Source organism: Pauljensenia sp. UMB0895, from assembly GCF_030218905.1.
Classification (GTDB): Bacteria; Actinomycetota; Actinomycetes; order Actinomycetales; family Actinomycetaceae; genus Pauljensenia; species Pauljensenia turicensis_A.
The window spans coordinates 82,390-98,351 of sequence record NZ_JASOQR010000012.1 but is presented as its reverse complement, the minus strand read 5'-3'; the positions used below and the strand labels follow the sequence as shown (position 1 = coordinate 98,351).

The window sequence follows — 15,962 nt, the reverse complement described above, 5'->3', positions numbered from 1 at the left end:
AACGCGCCGTAAACTACGGTTATGCACGTCCTATCCCGCGATGAAGCCCGTCAACGTTCACACGCAATCGACCTTTCGACGATGAAGGTCAATCTTGATGTGCGCGGTGGGGATAGCCAAGACAATACCGAGTTTGTGGTTACGTCCACCTTCACCCTGACTTCCCACGCGGATTCCACCTTCGTCGACATCGCAGGCCAGGTTACCCGGCTCAGTGTGAATGGCGAGGCGCGAGAGATCACGCAAAATGACGAGTGTCTGGCCCTCAGTGGCCTGCCCGTCGATACTGAGTGCACGGTTGAGGTTCAGGCGCGGTGCCCGTATTCACACTCCGGTGAAGGTCTGCATCGGTACATTGACCCAGAAGATGGACACGTTTACCTGTACACGCAGTTTGAACCCCAAGACGCTCACCGCGCATGGCCATGCTTCGACCAACCAGATTTGAAAGCCGAGTGGTCATTCATCGTCGATGCACCGGAACACTGGGTTGTTGCCTCCAACGGAGCAGAGCTACATACCGAACCCATTGAAAACGGCACACGACATGTCTTTGCTCGAACGCGCCTGTTGTCCAGCTACATCACCGCCGTCGTTGCCGGTGACTGGGCTGTCATTGACGGAGGTACGTGGAGTGGGGGAGCAAACGACGGTCAGAAGATTGATGTTCCACTGCGCTTGATGTGCCGTTCAAGCTTGGCTCAAGCGATTGATTCCAACGACATTCTTTCCGTTACGCGCGCTGGCTTGGACTTCTACCACCAGCACTATGGCATCACATACCCTTGGGGCAAGTACGATCAGATCTTCGTTCCCGAATACAACTTGGGAGCCATGGAGAATCCGGGATGCGTGACCTTTAACGACTCATACCTCTCACGTGACACCCCGACCTTCGCCCAGCGTCAGCGTCGAGCAAACACGATTCTTCACGAAATGTGCCACATGTGGTTTGGGGATCTTGTAACACCTCGATGGTGGGACGACCTCTGGTTGAAGGAGTCATTCGCCGAGAATCAGGGTGCCCTGGCAGCAAGCCGAGCAACCGTGTACACGGGGGAGAGGGCCACATTTGCTACAGGTCGCAAAATCTGGGCCTACGAGCAAGACCTCATGCCTACAACTCACCCGATCATTGCTGACATTCCCGACGTTGGCGCAGCCAAGACCAACTTTGACGGCATCACCTATGCCAAGGGCGCTTCGGTACTCAACCAGTTGGTAGCAACCGTCGGCGAAGAAGCCTTCTTTGAAGCCGCGCAAATTTACTTCCAACGCCATGCTTTCGGATCGACCTCATTCCAGGACCTCGTCGACTGCCTGCAGGAAGCAACGGGCAAAGACTTATCCCACTGGGTGTCCACATGGCTTACTACCTCCGGTCCTTCGAAACTCGTTCCTCACTTTGATATCTCCCGTATTGGTAGCGTCACCAATTTCCAGATCACGGATGAGTCTGAGTCAGATACGACTCGCCCGCATCGTTTCGATGTCACAACGTGGGCGATGAAACGCGATCAGCTCCAGATGACGCATCGTTTTGAGCTAACAATGGAAGGTCGATCCCAAGAGGTTGATCCCGCGGGGCTTCTTAGCCAACCAGCCGGTATTACGGATATGGATCTACTCGTCGTCAATGACGGCGATCTGACGTATGCGGTCACCTACCTCGACGATCGCTCAGCATCCAATGCGCTTGCCTTCATTTCGGCATGTCCCGACCTGATGACGCGATGCGTCGTGTGGGGTGCCCTGTTCAACGGTGTCCGTGACTGCCGCTTGAACCCCAGTGACTTCGCTCTTGCAGCATTCCGTCATGCAGAAAACGAAATCGACGAAACACTTGCGGATCGCTTGTTGGAGCTCGGTCGCATTACCCTGGGCACCTACGTGCCAAAGGAACAGCGTGCCGCGATTGCGACAACGGTAGGAAGGCTTGCGCTACGTCTGTCGCGTAAGCACGCCACGGATCGTGGTCGCGCATGGTTGAAGACCCTGTTCTTTACCTATCCAATGACCGATGATCCCGCGATTAGTCAGACCGTGGAATCGTATGCGAATACTTTGACCAGCGAGATCGTTTGGACAGCTCGTACTGTCATTGCTGCTTCTGGTTCGATCGGACGCGATCGTATTGAAGCATGGCTCGCCACTTCCCCAACAGGCGAAGCAAAGACCGCATCAGAACGCGCAATTGCAGCTCTGCCGTACGAAAAAGAACGTGAGGCCTCGTGGTCGAAACTCTTCGTTGACGGGATCGCAAACGACACGCTGAGCGCAATCCTCGACGGATTTGCTGCATCCTCGTGGCAAGGCTCAAGCTTCATTGACCGCGGTCTTGGCTCACTTGAATACTTCTGGAATACGCACTCAATTGCCCTGTCGATTCGCTACATCAAGGGCCTTCTTTCGCTCCCGGTTTATGCCGACAGCCCCGAAAGCGTCGAGGACCATATTGGTCGGGTGAATCGTTGGCTCGGCGAACACGAGAATGCAGCATGGCCGTTAAGACGTCTTCTCATTGAGCATGTTGATTACGCATCTCGCGCAATTAACGTACAACGCACCTGGATGTAGGCGTGCAAGAATACAACACGCACACAACGTCTTCTTCGCCGGCGCAAGGCAATGATCCTGCTACGTCGATGTCGTTGCTGACCTCGTTGCTGAATAATCCGCTCGATGTTGGGTACGAAAGCTATGACGATACTCAGCATCCCAAGCATTGGTGGCATCGCCCGATCGCTTTTGTTTTCACGCTGGCGCTCGGCTTCACGCTCACAATCGCAGTGATGTCATTGCGTACCGCTCAGGACACTGACATTACTCAAAGCCTTCGCGATCAGGCACAATCTAGTCAAAGCGTCGTGGCTTCCCTTCAGGACAACGTTCAATCGTTGTCCACCCGCGTCAACCAAGCTGCGTCGTCGACAGCTCCTCAGGTCCTCGTTGATCCTTCGGTTGCACTGACGAATGCAATGGAACCCGTGGTTGGTCCGGGAATTACGGTCACGGTCAAGGACTCGTCATCAGCAAAAACGCTGACACAAGGGTCCCGAGGTCAGGTCCGCGACATTGACTTGAATGTGATCGTGAATGCCCTCTGGGCTGGGGGAGCCGAGGCAATTTCAATCAATGACCTACGAATTGGCCCAGGCACGTTTATTCGTACTGCTGGTTCGGCAATTCTTGTGAACGTCACTCCCGTTGAATCTCCGTACGAGGTGAGAGCTATCGGAGATGCGAACACACTGTCCGTTGGTCTTGTGCGCGGGTCAACAGGTGATTTTCTTTCAACTGCGAAGTCAATGAACGGCATTGAAATCTCGGCTGCGGGCACCGCCGAAATTCAAATGCCAGCGCTTAATGTCCGTACTCCGCAGTATGCGGTAGCGTCGAATTCCCAAGGAGAATAGTCATGGTTGTTGTCATTGGCCTAGCGGCTGGCATTATCTTGGGACTTTTCCTTGATCCGACGATTCCGGTTTGGCTTCAGCCGTTCTTGCCGGTTGCGGTAATCGCGGGCTTGGACGCTCTCTTTGGCGCGACACGCGCTTGGCTTGAAGGGGTGTTCCATGATCGCGTGTTCATCACGTCGTTCTTCTGGAATGTCGTTGTTGCCTGTTTGCTTGTGTGGTTGGGAACTCAGCTTGGGGTGGGGTCCGCGATTACGACGGCCGTCATCGTCGTGTTGGGTATTCGTATCTTTTCGAATACAGCGTCGATTCGTCGTCTGATTTTTAAGGCGTAAAGTCCATGAGTTTAGATTCGAAGAATTCGCGTCATGGGCGACATGGAGCTTCTCGAAGGGACGAGGTTGCGTCCGCTGAAAAGGACATGAAGCCGGGTCGCGCGCAGTTTGTTCAAGCTCTTTTTGCCGTTCCGCGCACGATTCACCTTGTCCTTGTTCTGATCTGTTTCATTCTTGGTTTTGCGCTGGTGACAACCGTTCGTGCTCAACGGGAAGATCCCTTGGAAGCCTTGAGCGAACAAGACTTGGTTGCGTTGCTTTCTGAGCTGAATTCTCAGGAGAATAACCTTCGTCAGGAGCGTTCTGCTTTGCAACAGCAGGTTGCCGAGATTGAAGCCAACGAGTCGGAGCAAGAAGCGGCGGCTCAGACGGCTCGGAAGATTAATCAGCTCGCTCAGATCAATTCAGGCAGAGTTCCTGTCGAGGGACCCGGGGTGCTCATACACATCGGTGATGAAGCGAATCGTTTAACGGCTACCGAGTTCGTGATGACGCTAGGGGAGTTACGTAATGCCGGGGCTGAGGCAATCGAGTTGAACGGCGTGCGTCTTTCCACCCGGAGCGCGTTTACGTCTGACAATAATATGATTGCGGTCGATGGCGTTGTCTTGTCGCAACCGTATGATTGGCATGTGATCGGCGAGGGTCAGACGATCGCGACTGCTCTAGAGATTCAAGCTGGCTCGGCTGCCCAGATGCGCGCAAAGGACGCGAATGTGACGGTTTCAGTGGTTGGGCACATTTCGATTGATTCTGTGTCTTCTGTACCTCAGCCTCAATATGCCGTGGTTGATACGTCAGAAGAGTCCAAATCTTCTGACGAGTAAGTACGTTTGCCCTGTACCCGTTAGACTATTGAGGGTAATGAATGCGTCTATCACAGGGGGAGATCATGGAATCCACTAACGATTTCGATCCAACCGCAACTTCCATCTTTGGGCTTTCGCCGGTTGAAGAGCAAGTTGATGCTCCTCTTGTGTTGTCTGCACGCGACCAGGAAGCGGTGAATTCACTTCCTGCTGGTTCTGCTCTGCTGATCGTTCAGCGTGGCCCGAACTCGGGTGCTCGTTTTCTTCTCGACAGTGAGGTAACGAATGCTGGTCGTTCCCCGAAATCCGATATTTTCTTAGACGATGTGACCGTTTCCCGTAAGCATTGCCAGTTCAAGGCTGAAGACGGCGGTCATATTGTGCGTGATTCCGGTTCGTTGAACGGCACGTATGTGAATCGGGAGCGCGTTGACTCCATTCGTTTAAACGCTGGCGACGAGGTCCAGATTGGAAAGTATCGCCTGACATACCAGCCTTCGCCCTTGCAAGCATGAGTTCTCAGGCTGCACAGTTCAGCTCTGAGGCTGAACATACGAGTATTACGGGGCCGTGGCCACACGATGCGTCCAGGGATCCGGTTCTTTCGATCGGTAGAGTTGTCGAGGAACTAAAGAAAGAGTTTCCTGCTATCTCTGTGTCGAAGGTTCGCTACCTCGATGACCAGGGGTTGGTAACTCCTGCGCGTACGAAGTCGGGCTATCGCAAGTACTCGCAGACCGATGTGGAACGTATGCGTTATGTTCTGACACAACAGCGCGACTCTTTTACTCCTCTTCGAGTAATCGGTGAGCACCTGCGCGCCCTTGATGCGGGTCATCAGGTTGAAGCGGTCAGGCGGCCTCGTATCGTTTCGTCTGAGGGCGTTAGTGTCGTGCCGTCTTCTCCCTATCTGTCGGCTAGGGAACTGACCGATCTGGCCGGCGTCGATATTTCAACGCTGGAACGTTATTCTTCTGCGGGATTGATTGCCCCTGATATTGCGGGCTATTTCCCAGTGCGCTCGTTGCAGATTGTGCGACACGTTGCCACTCTTGAATCCCAAGGATTCGATATTCGTCTGTTGCGTGCAGTGAAACTCAGTGCGGATCGTTGTTCTGACGTGATTGATCAGACTGTTCAATCTACTCGTTCGCGTGGACGTTCATCTGACAATGAACGTTTGAACGCGAAGGTGACTGAATCTGCCGAAATCATTGCTGACCTGCACAGAGAGTTCTTGCGAATCTCTGTTGGTCAGATTCTCTAAGAGGGGATCTCAACCCTCAAGTTCAACTTGAACTTGAGGCTCGCCGGTCGTGTCATTGACCTTGCGTTCAATAACGCATAGCGTGGTATCACCATCAACTGATACGTCTTTCATTATTGCAGGAGTCCTAGTGAGCGCCGAACCATACGAGGCCGAATCGCGCCAAGCGATGCTCTTCGGTGATCCCCTTGAAGGCATTGACTGTGAAGGCCTCGGATACCGTGGTCCCGTCGCATGTGCAGCCGCTGGCATCACCTACCGCCAGCTCGACTACTGGGCTCGCACCGGTCTCCTTCAGCCTTCCGTTCGTGCCGCACGAGGTTCAGGTTCGCAGCGCCTGTACTCGTTCAAAGACATTCTTGTTTTAAAGATCGTCAAGAAGCTTCTGGATACCGGCGTTTCTCTTCAGCAGGTTCGTCAAGCAGTTTCGCAACTCCAGAACAGGGGAGTGGACGACCTCGCATCCATCACGTTGATGAGTGACGGCGCGTCAGTCTACGAATGCACGTCGACGGATGAGGTGATTGACCTTCTTCAGGGTGGTCAGGGCGTTTTCGGCATTGCCGTTGGTCGCGTGTGGCGCGAGGTTGAAGGCTCTCTTGCTGAGCTTCCTATTGAACGTTTGAGCGACCACGTTGATGAACTGGCAGAACTTCGCAAGCGTAAGCTCCGTTCGATTTCCTAAAGCTTTGCTTTCATAGGTCATCGCCTATGTCAGAGGGGCAGTGATTATTCATCACCGCCCCTCTTTTCGTTGATCGCTTGTCGCTCAGCCCAGGCGCGCAGACCGCGTGTAACCGGTTTCAGTGTCAACAATTTCAACGTCAACGATTCCGTTCTCATCTACTCGGTAGCGTTCCTCGATAAGGTGCCCGATGTCAGTGCGCTCAACCGAAACATGTTTCAGGTCAACGTCTTCACCCTGTAGCACAGGATCAAACGGCATGATGATTTCGCCGGCTGGGCTTACCTGACCACGCGGAACGCCCTGCTCGTCCACGCTGCGATACTCAACAAAGCGGTAGTAGCCAACGTTGTGGGCAGCCATGTAACGCCGAACAACAAGGGTGTCTTCGCCCGGTGTCCATCGATCATCGGGGGTAAGTAACGGGTCGAAGGAGAGGGATGCGCCCGAATCGTATTCACGGAAGACGCCAAGCCCGCGCGCAAGACGTTCTGACACGGTGTATCCGGCCTGTTCATCGGCCGCAATGGCAAGGCCGATAGCCGTCGAGCCGGCGTTGTGAGTCGAACGATGGACGCGACGACCAAATCGACGACGGAGCACCCTCGAGACTAGTGGGAATTCAGAAGCGCCACCAACAACATAAAGACCGGCAACGTCCTCTGGAATCACGCGTTCGCCACCGTTTTCTGTGGGGGAAAGGAGTGAATTTAAGACCTCCAGCGTGTGTTCAACAAGCGGAGTTGCAGCCTCGTAGTAGTCCTTGACGGAAAACGAGATCGGAGTGTCACCAACGGTGACGACAACGTTGCGACTGTTGGGGTTCAGCGATTCTTTAACAACGCGGCATTCTTCGATCAGCGCTTGCCACTCCATATCACTCAGAGAAGCGGGCATCACGTTGGCGTTGCGAAGTGCAACCTGTGCCAGCACCATGTCGAAGTCGTCTCCGCCCAGTAGATTATCGCCGGCGGAATCGAGGACAGCGTGGTCGCGCCCGACTGCTTCGACAAGAGAAGCATCGAAGGTGCCACCGCCCAAGTCGTAAACGAGGACCCGAGTGCGTTTTGCGTTCAAGCTGGAAGCATGGCGGTGGGTGTATTCAAAACCTGCAGCTGAGGGCTCGTTCATCATTTCGATGACGTGCCAACCGGCTGCTTTAAATGCTTCAAGGGTCATAAAACGCTGAGCAGACCACGCATGCGCGGGGATACCGATGACCGCTTCAAGCGGTTCATCGCCTTCGATAACGGCGGATGAATTCTCTCGTACCATACCTGCGACGTACTCCAGGAAGCGAGTAAGAACATCGATGATCAGGAAGTCGCGGTTTCCGAGGCGAAGAGTTGTCCGAGGTGTGACGTCAGGGTCGGATAGAAGGCGCTTGAAAGATCGGATGTGTTCGCCGCCTCCGAGAGCTGCTTCGTGAGCTTCAAAGCCAAAGAGCAAGCCTTTGTCATCCAGAGCAACAACCGAAGGGACGTGGTCAAAGGCGTCACCATCGGGGGAGATGAATGAGATCAGGGGATAGTTGCCTCGATCAACGAGGGCAACGGTTGTGCGGGTGGTGCCAAAATCTACTCCGAACTTCATAGGTTCAAGAGTATCGGCTAGGCCGAATGCCCCCGCTCAGACACCTCGGGCTTCAAGTGATTGACGCTGTGATACTCGAGTAATGATGAGGGTGGTCAGAAGGAAACCAAGTAAGCAGAACACAATACCACCCACTGCGTCCAGCACGTAGTGATTGGCGGTCGCAAGGATTACCCAGATTGTGTAGAGGGGATGCAGGGCAAGAATTGCTCGGGCTCGCCAGGTCTTAAAGACAAATGTACCTAGAACAATGGCACTCCATACAGCCCAGCCCGTGTGCATGGATGGCATCGCAGCATAAGAGTTCGCCAAATAAGAAAAGGCAGTCGAGTATCCAGAGCCAAGCGTTGATTGGGTAGCTACGGCATCGACGTACCCCAGTGAGGGAAAGAATCGCGGAGGAGCCAGGGGATACACCCAATAGGTGATCATTGCGCCACCAGTCATCACGAAGAGTGAGTTGCGAACGAAATCGTAGCGGTCTGGGCGTTTCACCCACACGATGGCCAAGGCTGTGAATGTCACGGCAAAGAATGAAACGGAATAGAAAACCGCTGAAACATTGGCGAGCCACGGGTGGTGGGAGAGCCATGTGTTGAGCGCGAGTTCGACGTTGATCCCGAGATAGTTTTCGAGGCGCAGAATCTGACGCGCATGCCGAACTGCAGCAACTCGCGTAACGGGCGCAATGGCGCACATCAGCGAATAGAGCAGAGCACAGGTTCCGACAAGAGCAATTTCAGGGAGGGGTTTTCGGACATTCGCTGAAGCACCAGAAACGGCGGTCCGCTGATCGGTTTTCAGTGCAACACTCATGTCATCCCTTCCTTTCGCATTCCATAGATGTCCTTACCTATCGTTGTCTACTTTTCTTCCGGTTGCACGGTGGATTCATCGTGGTGTTGGCAACCATTTGTGAGAGGAGTGCATGGAATTGAAGATGGATCAAAACCCCAACAATTCTGACATAATGTACATTATCGGCTTTAGCTTCGTGTGCGAGAGATCCGCTAGTAATGCAAATGCTGATATCTCCGCTAAAATAGAGTGCTAGCTTCAATGACCTTAAGGAGATCACCATGGCAGATCGCGCGCTCCGAGGAATGCAGATCGGCGCAAAGTCTATGGAGTCTGAAGACGGTGTCGTCTTTGCCGAACGCTACACTGTTTCGTACGTCTGCCCGAACGGTCACGAGTTCGAGGTTCCTCTTGCTAGCGAAGCAACTCCGCCAGCAACTTGGGAATGCCGGTGCGGTAGTTCTGCTGAACTGATTGGCGATGCGCCAGAAGATGAAGAAACAAAGCCCGCCAAGGCTGTTCGCACCCACTGGGATATGCTTCGCGAGCGCCGCAGTCTTGAAGAACTTGAAGTTGTCCTTAACGAACAGCTCACCGCATACCGCGAAGGGCGCCTTCAACCCGAAGGTCACTATCGTAAGGGCTGACACCCCTGGGCTTGGCTTGCTCAACTCAATAAAGCCTCCAGATACTCCTGACTTCCTGAGCGAAGCGAGGAGTATCTGACATAATAATACCCTCTATCGAACGTTTCACGCACAATTTAAAGCATATTTATGCAGGTCAGATCCTATTTTGACGCCTTAGAGAGTTCCAGTTCACCACAGCCTGAATCGACGCATAGAGCAAGGCAAAAACGCCGTACACACCCGTTGCTCCCATAACCATCTGAGCGGGCAACTCCCCCAACTCAGCAGTCTTCGTCATCGACGTCCTCAGAGGCACCGAGTCAGCAAGCCACGCAGCACTGTGAGGATCGGTTGTCGCCTTCATACGACCATCCGGCAAAATCACTGACGACATTCCGGTAGTCGACGCTTGGATCGCTGAACGCGAATACTCCATTGCTCTCAAACGCAGAAGCTGATTCTGCTGGGCAGACTCCGATGAAGATTGGAAATGATAGTTATTCGACGGAGTGACAATGAGCTGTCCACCTGCCATAACACCAGGACCAATCACCGCCGGGTAAGCGGATTCAAAACAAATCCCTACAGCGATCGGAATCGTCCGCGAATCATGGAGATGAACATTCATTAATGCAAGATTATCAGCGGCAGCCATGTCCATATTGATCTGAGCAGCCTGGGTAGCAAGCTTCGAAATCAGCGAACGGAAAGGAATGAATTCTCCAAAAGGAACAGGCTTTTGCTTAGCATAGAGGCTTTCTTCATCGAGTCCCTCGGACTCGTACCAGACGCCCAACCAATTCCAACGCTTGTCATCTTTAACGTTCGCGAAACCGAAGAGCAACGGCGCATGAGCCAACGTGGCCGAAGAATCAACAAGCTGGGCAACCAAACCGGATTCTCTCGGGTCACGATCGGCGCCGGTTTCTCCCCAGATCAGCAGATCGACAGGATCAGACTGAGCCACAAGCTCCTGAGTCATCGCAGAATTGTTCGTTGTGACCTTACCTTCGATACCAAAGGTGTGTGCTCCCGGTAGTTCAACGTCTCCCTGAACAACTCCCACACGAATCGTGCCTGCCTCTTGCGACAAAGGAAGCGGAATCATCCACGCGGCAAAAAATACGCCGAGACTTCCAACAAGCAGAGCCGGCCTCGTGAACCAATGCTCATCGCCCAAATCTGAGCGGAAATAGAACACTCTCCGAAGCGCAACTGCGAGGGCAACGCTCACAAATGACACCACCACTTCCCCACCCCACGGGGCAAGGTGACCAAGTGGTGAATCAACCTGTGGCATCGCGACATTTCCCCACGGAAAACCAGTCCAGGGATAGTGACTACGAAGCTGCTCGACACCCACCCACGTCAATGCATAGACAAAAGGCTGTCCCAACGGAGAATTCACCACTGGAATCGACTGTGACAGACGCGCGATCACTGCCCACAGGCACAACGCAATCACCTGAGTCGTAGCAAGAGCGGCCCACGGTAAATATCCTCCGGTCGCCAGCGTCACCCAGTGAATCAGAGGAAGCCACCAGGAAAAACCAAAAACAACGGTGTTCAGCAGTCCGCGTGAAAGAGTCGAATGATCCACACGTGAAAAATAGAGAGCAAGAGACGGAAAGATCAGCCACCATAACGACAGGGACGGGAAGGCTGCCCACATTCCCACGCCTGCAAGGGCGCTGAGAAAAACATCAACAATCAAAGAAGTATTTTTCATAACACCGACCACGCTACTACGCCGTGAACAAGTTGGTGTCGGGCACGCTTCGCCTGCGACGCCATCGCTTCGTCAGTGTCATGACGCAGCTGATCCAACAGATCCATGACCTGACGAATCCAACGAACGAAGTCGCCACCGAGCATCTCTTCGCCATCGAGCGAGGTTCCCAACGATGCCCCATGAGCCCACGCCAGACACGCTTCCATCATTCCCGAATCAGGCTCAGTTGTCGGTTCAAGTCCGGCTCGCTTCTCAACCTCTGCGACCTTCGCACTTGCTTGAAATGTTGCCTTGAGTGCGCGCGTCAAATTCTTTGAAAGACCAACCGGGAGTGCAGGACGCGCACCATCTTCACGACGCGACTCAAACACACACGTCGACACGATCGCAGCCAATTCCGCGTCATCCAATCCGCTCCACGCTCCGCTTCGCAAACACTCCATGACGATGATGTCGCGCTCGCCAAAGATATGACGTAGACGTTCACCCTGGTCGGTCACAGTATCGCCGTCAAGAAAGCCTAGTTCCTCCAAAACCTGGCATACTCGGTCGAACTTATGGGCAACGGAATGTGTTCGAGAGTCAATGCGTTCGTTCACCTTGCGCAACTCGCGATTAATTCGGGCCCACTGATGCCCTGCACGCGCATGGTGTTCACGTTCAGGACACTGATGAACAGGATGAGCCTTCAGTTGCTTCTCGATCTGGGCGCTCTTGGTCGCATCAAAGTCCGGCGTATCAAGCGGAATCTCAATAGATTTCACCCGAATACGGCGCTTGAGTTCATCAGCGATTTTCATTCGTTCTTTATTCCGACGCACCGCAGATCCGCCGGCAATCTTCATCGACCCCACAACAGCGAAAGAAGATGAGACATCTTTAGCTGACAGCGAATGGAACTTCCCATCCGTGCCAATCAACGTTGTAGAAACGTGCCCGATAGCCGTGTCGGAATGGAACGCAACCACCGCGTACAGGCTACGACGACCAGATCCATAACGAATGATTGTTCCTGGCTGACAGGTCGCCAACGCCACACGATTTGCACTGCGTTTTTCGGCAGCCCTCAGCTTAGATTCGGACTTCTGGGCAAGAACAAGATCGTCACGAAGCGCAAAATACTCGCGCGCATCTCCGCGATCACATTCCATATCCTGCTCGAACTTGGCACGCTGGCGTGCGAGCGCACGGGCATGCTGTGCAAGTTCAACGACCCCGCCATCGGCTTGGAACTGAGCGAACGATGTTTCAAGCACATCACGCGTGGCAGCCCGCGACGAATGGTGAAGCAGGTTCACAACCATGTTGTAGGTCGGAGTGAAAGCACTGATCAGTGGGTATGTTCGTTTAGAGGCAAGAGCATTGACCTCTTCAGGAGTAACTTGGCCACGGTGAAGAACAATTGCATGTCCCTCGGTATCGATGCCACGCCTACCAGCACGACCCGACAATTGGGTGTACTCCCCCGGTGTCAGCTGAACGTGGGCAGCTCCATTCCATTTGCGCAACGACTCGATGACGACACTGCGAGCCGGCATATTGATGCCTAGAGCAAGCGTCTCAGTCGCATACACCATTTTGATCAAACCGCGCGTGAAGAGCTTTTCTACTGTCTCTTTCTGAATGGGAAGAAGACCCGCGTGATGCGCTGCGATTCCACGTTCTAGTGCCTCACCCCACGCATTAATCCCTAAGACATGACAGTCTTGTGCACCAACCTGAGTTTTTACCTCATCAACCGCTGTCGCAATCTGCTTCTGCTCTTCTTTATTGGTCAGCCAAATTCCCGCGCGAACAACCTGGGTGACAGCGTCTTCACACCCTGCCCGAGAAAAAACAAACGTGATCGTCGGTAATAGGCCAGCTCGATCCAGCTCAATCAAAGTCGACGGACGCGACTCGCGTGGAGGTCTGACACGAGCAGTTTCATGCCAATTCCTTCCACCTCGTCCCATTCTCCCAGGATTCGACGGACCGATAGCCGAACGTAGCTCCGGGTTGATTCGCGTTGATTCGCCCTTCTTCGATGGCGAATACAAGTCATAGAGATGTCGCCCGACCAACATGTGCTGATACAGCGGGACAGGACGATGCTCGGAAACAACAACCCGGCATCCTCCACGAACATGACCGATCCACGTACCGAATTCCTCAGCGTTCGAAACGGTTGCCGATAGAGCGACAATCTTTTGCTCAGCGGGAAGATGGATAATCACTTCTTCCCACACGGGGCCACGGAAGCGATCCGCTAGGTAGTGCACCTCGTCGAGCACAACCGAATCAAGATCCGATAGATCCGCGCCCGCATAAATCATGTTCCGAAGAACCTCAGTCGTCATCACAACGATTGGCGCGTGAGAGTTGATCGACGTATCACCGGTCAAAAGACCAACAGTGTCTTCACCGAAGCGACGACGTAGATCCGAAAACTTCTGATTAGATAACGCCTTAATCGGAGTTGTATAAAAGCTTCTTTTTCCCTTCTGGAGAGCAAGGTACGTCGCGAATTCACCCACAACCGTCTTACCAGCACCAGTTGGAGCAGCAACTAAGACTGACTGTCCAGCTTCGAGAGCATCCATCGCTTCGATCTGGAAATCATCAGCCTGAAAATCGAGGGTCTCGCACCATGCGTAACGCATGGTGCGTTGGATGTGCTGATCCTTCTTAAACGCCTGCATTCGCTGGGCCGGACTCAGCTGCTCAACAGGCTGTGGTTCCCCGGAAGCTTTGCTTGCCTGACGCCTTCTTTTTGGGCTCACAATGTCTCCACGCTGTCTAGAACCTCGTCCCATGATGCCTTCATCTGACGCGCAACTTCACCCGCTTGCACGAGCGAGTCCTGCGGGGCGGATTCAAGGGACTCTGAAATATCAATAAGCAACGTCAAAAACCACGGTCGGCTCCAGATCGGAATCAACAGTTCGGTCAATTTATCGTTGACTTGACGACTGATTACCTGCGGGTATTCGTCTGCTACCCAACGCCCATTGGGGCCAACAACCAGTTGTTGTGTCTCAAGTGGTTGTTGGTTGTCACGCAGTCTATTGGGTGACTTCCGCCGGGCATTCTTACGCGACATATTGATTTCGAGGTCGCTCATCCGGTCAACAGCGAACGTTCTCCACTCATCGTGGATCATGCACCAGCCAAGAAGCATCCAGCCGGTTCCTTCCAAATGAAGTTCACGAGGTTCCACTTCGCGACGCTGAGTCGCCCCATTCGCTGAGGTATAGGTGAACACAACCGGTCTGCGAAGCCCGATGGCACGGTCAAGAAGAGCAAAGGCATTCTGACACTGGTGATCCCGGTGATGAAGCAGAATCTGCTCATCACCACGCTCCCCAACCAGCTGGCCAATCTTGTCCAGAACGGCGGGAATACGCTCGACAAGGTCTCGGGAAAGAACACTCGACAGAGACTCAAGACCGATACGAATCGCCAACGCTTCGCTTGGAGTAAGGCCCGGTAGCTGATTGGCGTCAATATGCGACATCAGCTGGACAAGACCTGAGTCGTGAAGAAGATCAATATCAACCCAGAAACGACCGTCGAAATCGAACGTGTCATCATCAGCTACTGACAGGGTATTCAAATCGCGAAGCATCTTGTCTCGCGTTCCACCAAACTGGCGGACCACATCGTCGAGTGGCACAGGTTCGAAATATGCATTCGTTGCAAGCCAATCACGAATCGCGAGCAGGCGAACAAGCGCGTCAGTAGATCGTGCTCCCATCACTGAACTCCCCACGACGAGGCCCTGTCAATTCGGGCATAGATCTCATCCCTCAAATCGTGGGGAGCAAGAACAACAACATCTTCACCTTCGGTGAGAACGCGCGTCATCCACGTATGACGGGAAGCTCGCAGCCCGACGGCTTCGCACCAACCATCTGTTATCAGGCGCCCTGTCAGTTGGACGTAGGCGCGAATCGCAAGCGATGCGTCATCGCGAATTGCAAGAAGAGGCTCTATTTCTAGAAGAGTGAAGGGATCTGCCGGGATCTCGGGAAGCTCCAGTGCGTCGAAAGAGTCGCCAATAATTTCAATCTCGGAAGCAATCCGCGACAGCTTGAACAAACGCGGTGCGTACCTATCCATATCAAAACCCCATAAGTACATGGAGTTCGAGCGCATCACAAGCTTTCGGGGAGCAACGCTACGTCGGAACGAATCCGATTCAGACGTGTAGTCAAAGCTGACAAAGCGCCCATGCGTGATTGCTTCGCTCAGCGCACAAATCACATCGCTGTGATCAAGGCCGATATTCACGTGAGAAAAAGACGTTTCAGGCGGATCCATCGAAAGCGCTAGCTTTTTTAGTGCCGTCGTATTCGCGTCATCGTCCCACACTTTGATTGCCATCGAAATGAGCCGTGACTCGCTGGCATCAAAACGAACGTTCTCTCCTTGGAACTGAGCCGAAGCTTTCGGATCAATTTCATAAGTGAAATCAGGATTCGTTCCCCGCATTGTCAGTGCGATACCGATGGAGTGAAGAGTTTCTTTATCGTCTTGGAATTGGCCCTCGAAGTTATCGTGAGTCAGTCCTTGATACTGAAGAACCTGTTCCTGAATCTCCCGCTTAGACAGTGGGCGTCCAGAATGCCTCAGACAATTCAATAAGGCAAGCAACCGAGCATCGCGCGAGCTGTCATTTCCCATAGGCATAAGCCTACTGATGCTCGCGAGCAAAAG

14 protein-coding genes are annotated in these 15,962 nt (G+C 53.4%); 8 read left to right on the top strand and 6 right to left on the bottom strand.

Features of this window, described 5'->3' with window-relative positions:
- Positions 1-21: 21 nt before the first annotated feature.
- The 7 genes from pepN (at position 22) to QP503_RS04960 (ending at position 6,512) form a co-directional block, all read left to right on the top strand.
- The gene (gene pepN, locus QP503_RS04990; RefSeq protein WP_285084339.1) at positions 22-2,577 is read left to right on the top strand and encodes an aminopeptidase N; all 2,556 of its coding nucleotides are present in this window, start codon (positions 22-24) and stop codon (positions 2,575-2,577) included.
- A gap of 2 nt (positions 2,578-2,579) precedes the next feature.
- Positions 2,580-3,416 (top strand): DUF881 domain-containing protein, encoded by an 837-nt coding sequence (locus tag QP503_RS04985; protein ID WP_179370355.1) that lies wholly within the window; start codon positions 2,580-2,582, stop codon positions 3,414-3,416.
- 2 nt (positions 3,417-3,418) lie between these two features.
- Positions 3,419-3,751, top strand: a complete 333-nt coding sequence (locus QP503_RS04980; RefSeq protein ID WP_006681024.1) for a small basic family protein — start codon at positions 3,419-3,421, stop codon at positions 3,749-3,751.
- A gap of 5 nt (positions 3,752-3,756) precedes the next feature.
- On the top strand, positions 3,757-4,578 hold the full coding sequence (locus tag QP503_RS04975) for a DUF881 domain-containing protein (RefSeq protein ID WP_285101380.1): 822 nt from the start codon (positions 3,757-3,759) through the stop codon (positions 4,576-4,578).
- A gap of 65 nt (positions 4,579-4,643) precedes the next feature.
- On the top strand, positions 4,644-5,075 hold the full coding sequence (locus QP503_RS04970; RefSeq protein ID WP_040318538.1) for an FHA domain-containing protein: 432 nt from the start codon (positions 4,644-4,646) through the stop codon (positions 5,073-5,075).
- The gene (gene ftsR / locus QP503_RS04965) at positions 5,072-5,827 is read left to right on the top strand and encodes a transcriptional regulator FtsR (RefSeq protein WP_285101378.1); all 756 of its coding nucleotides are present in this window, start codon (positions 5,072-5,074) and stop codon (positions 5,825-5,827) included. The genes QP503_RS04970 and ftsR overlap by 4 nt, the downstream gene beginning before the upstream one ends.
- Before the next feature lie 130 nt (positions 5,828-5,957).
- On the top strand, positions 5,958-6,512 hold the full coding sequence (locus QP503_RS04960) for a MerR family transcriptional regulator (RefSeq protein WP_285101376.1): 555 nt from the start codon (positions 5,958-5,960) through the stop codon (positions 6,510-6,512).
- A gap of 84 nt (positions 6,513-6,596) precedes the next feature.
- Here the strand turns inward: QP503_RS04960 and QP503_RS04955 are convergent, their stop codons facing one another.
- Positions 6,597-8,105, bottom strand: coding sequence for an Hsp70 family protein (locus tag QP503_RS04955; protein ID WP_285101374.1), 1,509 nt, complete (start codon positions 8,103-8,105; stop codon positions 6,597-6,599).
- A gap of 36 nt (positions 8,106-8,141) precedes the next feature.
- Positions 8,142-8,921: a phosphatase PAP2 family protein gene (locus QP503_RS04950; protein ID WP_285101372.1), complete on the bottom strand. Its 780-nt coding sequence runs from the start codon at positions 8,919-8,921 to the stop codon at positions 8,142-8,144.
- Between the two features lie 263 nt (positions 8,922-9,184).
- Here QP503_RS04950 and QP503_RS04945 point away from each other — a divergent pair, with 263 nt between their 5' ends.
- Positions 9,185-9,550 carry an RNA polymerase-binding protein RbpA gene (locus QP503_RS04945; protein WP_006681016.1) on the top strand — a complete coding sequence of 122 codons (366 nt, stop codon included), beginning with the start codon at positions 9,185-9,187 and terminating at the stop codon, positions 9,548-9,550.
- A 136-nt stretch (positions 9,551-9,686) separates the two neighbouring features.
- Here the strand turns inward: QP503_RS04945 and lnt are convergent, their stop codons facing one another.
- From lnt to QP503_RS04925, 4 genes are read right to left on the bottom strand one after another with little or no spacing between them, the layout of a single operon-like run.
- On the bottom strand, positions 9,687-11,261 hold the full coding sequence (gene lnt / locus QP503_RS04940) for an apolipoprotein N-acyltransferase (RefSeq protein WP_103633764.1): 1,575 nt from the start codon (positions 11,259-11,261) through the stop codon (positions 9,687-9,689).
- The gene (locus QP503_RS04935; RefSeq protein WP_103633745.1) at positions 11,258-14,026 is read right to left on the bottom strand and encodes a DEAD/DEAH box helicase; all 2,769 of its coding nucleotides are present in this window, start codon (positions 14,024-14,026) and stop codon (positions 11,258-11,260) included. The genes lnt and QP503_RS04935 overlap by 4 nt, the downstream gene beginning before the upstream one ends.
- A complete protein-coding gene (locus tag QP503_RS04930; protein WP_285101370.1) occupies positions 14,023-15,000 on the bottom strand; it encodes a helix-turn-helix transcriptional regulator in 978 nt (325 codons plus the stop codon). The genes QP503_RS04935 and QP503_RS04930 overlap by 4 nt, the downstream gene beginning before the upstream one ends.
- Positions 15,000-15,929, bottom strand: coding sequence for a helix-turn-helix transcriptional regulator (locus QP503_RS04925; RefSeq protein ID WP_181002195.1), 930 nt, complete (start codon positions 15,927-15,929; stop codon positions 15,000-15,002). Before QP503_RS04925 ends, QP503_RS04930 begins: the two co-directional genes overlap by 1 nt.
- Positions 15,930-15,962 lie beyond the last annotated feature (33 nt).

Bases quoted from the DNA above. Each gene is read 5' to 3' on its own strand.
- QP503_RS04955 (WP_285101374.1), bottom strand. From the start codon at position 8,105: ATGAAGTTCGGAGTAGATTTTGGCACCACCCGCACAACCGTTGCCCTC.
- QP503_RS04970 (WP_040318538.1), top strand. From the start codon at position 4,644: ATGGAATCCACTAACGATTTCGATCCAACCGCAACTTCCATCTTTGGG.
- QP503_RS04975 (WP_285101380.1), top strand. From the start codon at position 3,757: ATGAGTTTAGATTCGAAGAATTCGCGTCATGGGCGACATGGAGCTTCT.
- QP503_RS04950 (WP_285101372.1), bottom strand. From the start codon at position 8,921: ATGAGTGTTGCACTGAAAACCGATCAGCGGACCGCCGTTTCTGGTGCT.
- pepN (WP_285084339.1), top strand. From the start codon at position 22: ATGCACGTCCTATCCCGCGATGAAGCCCGTCAACGTTCACACGCAATC.
- ftsR (WP_285101378.1), top strand. From the start codon at position 5,072: ATGAGTTCTCAGGCTGCACAGTTCAGCTCTGAGGCTGAACATACGAGT.
- QP503_RS04980 (WP_006681024.1), top strand. From the start codon at position 3,419: ATGGTTGTTGTCATTGGCCTAGCGGCTGGCATTATCTTGGGACTTTTC.
- QP503_RS04945 (WP_006681016.1), top strand. From the start codon at position 9,185: ATGGCAGATCGCGCGCTCCGAGGAATGCAGATCGGCGCAAAGTCTATG.
- QP503_RS04930 (WP_285101370.1), bottom strand. From the start codon at position 15,000: ATGGGAGCACGATCTACTGACGCGCTTGTTCGCCTGCTCGCGATTCGT.
- QP503_RS04925 (WP_181002195.1), bottom strand. From the start codon at position 15,929: ATGGGAAATGACAGCTCGCGCGATGCTCGGTTGCTTGCCTTATTGAAT.
- lnt (WP_103633764.1), bottom strand. From the start codon at position 11,261: ATGAAAAATACTTCTTTGATTGTTGATGTTTTTCTCAGCGCCCTTGCA.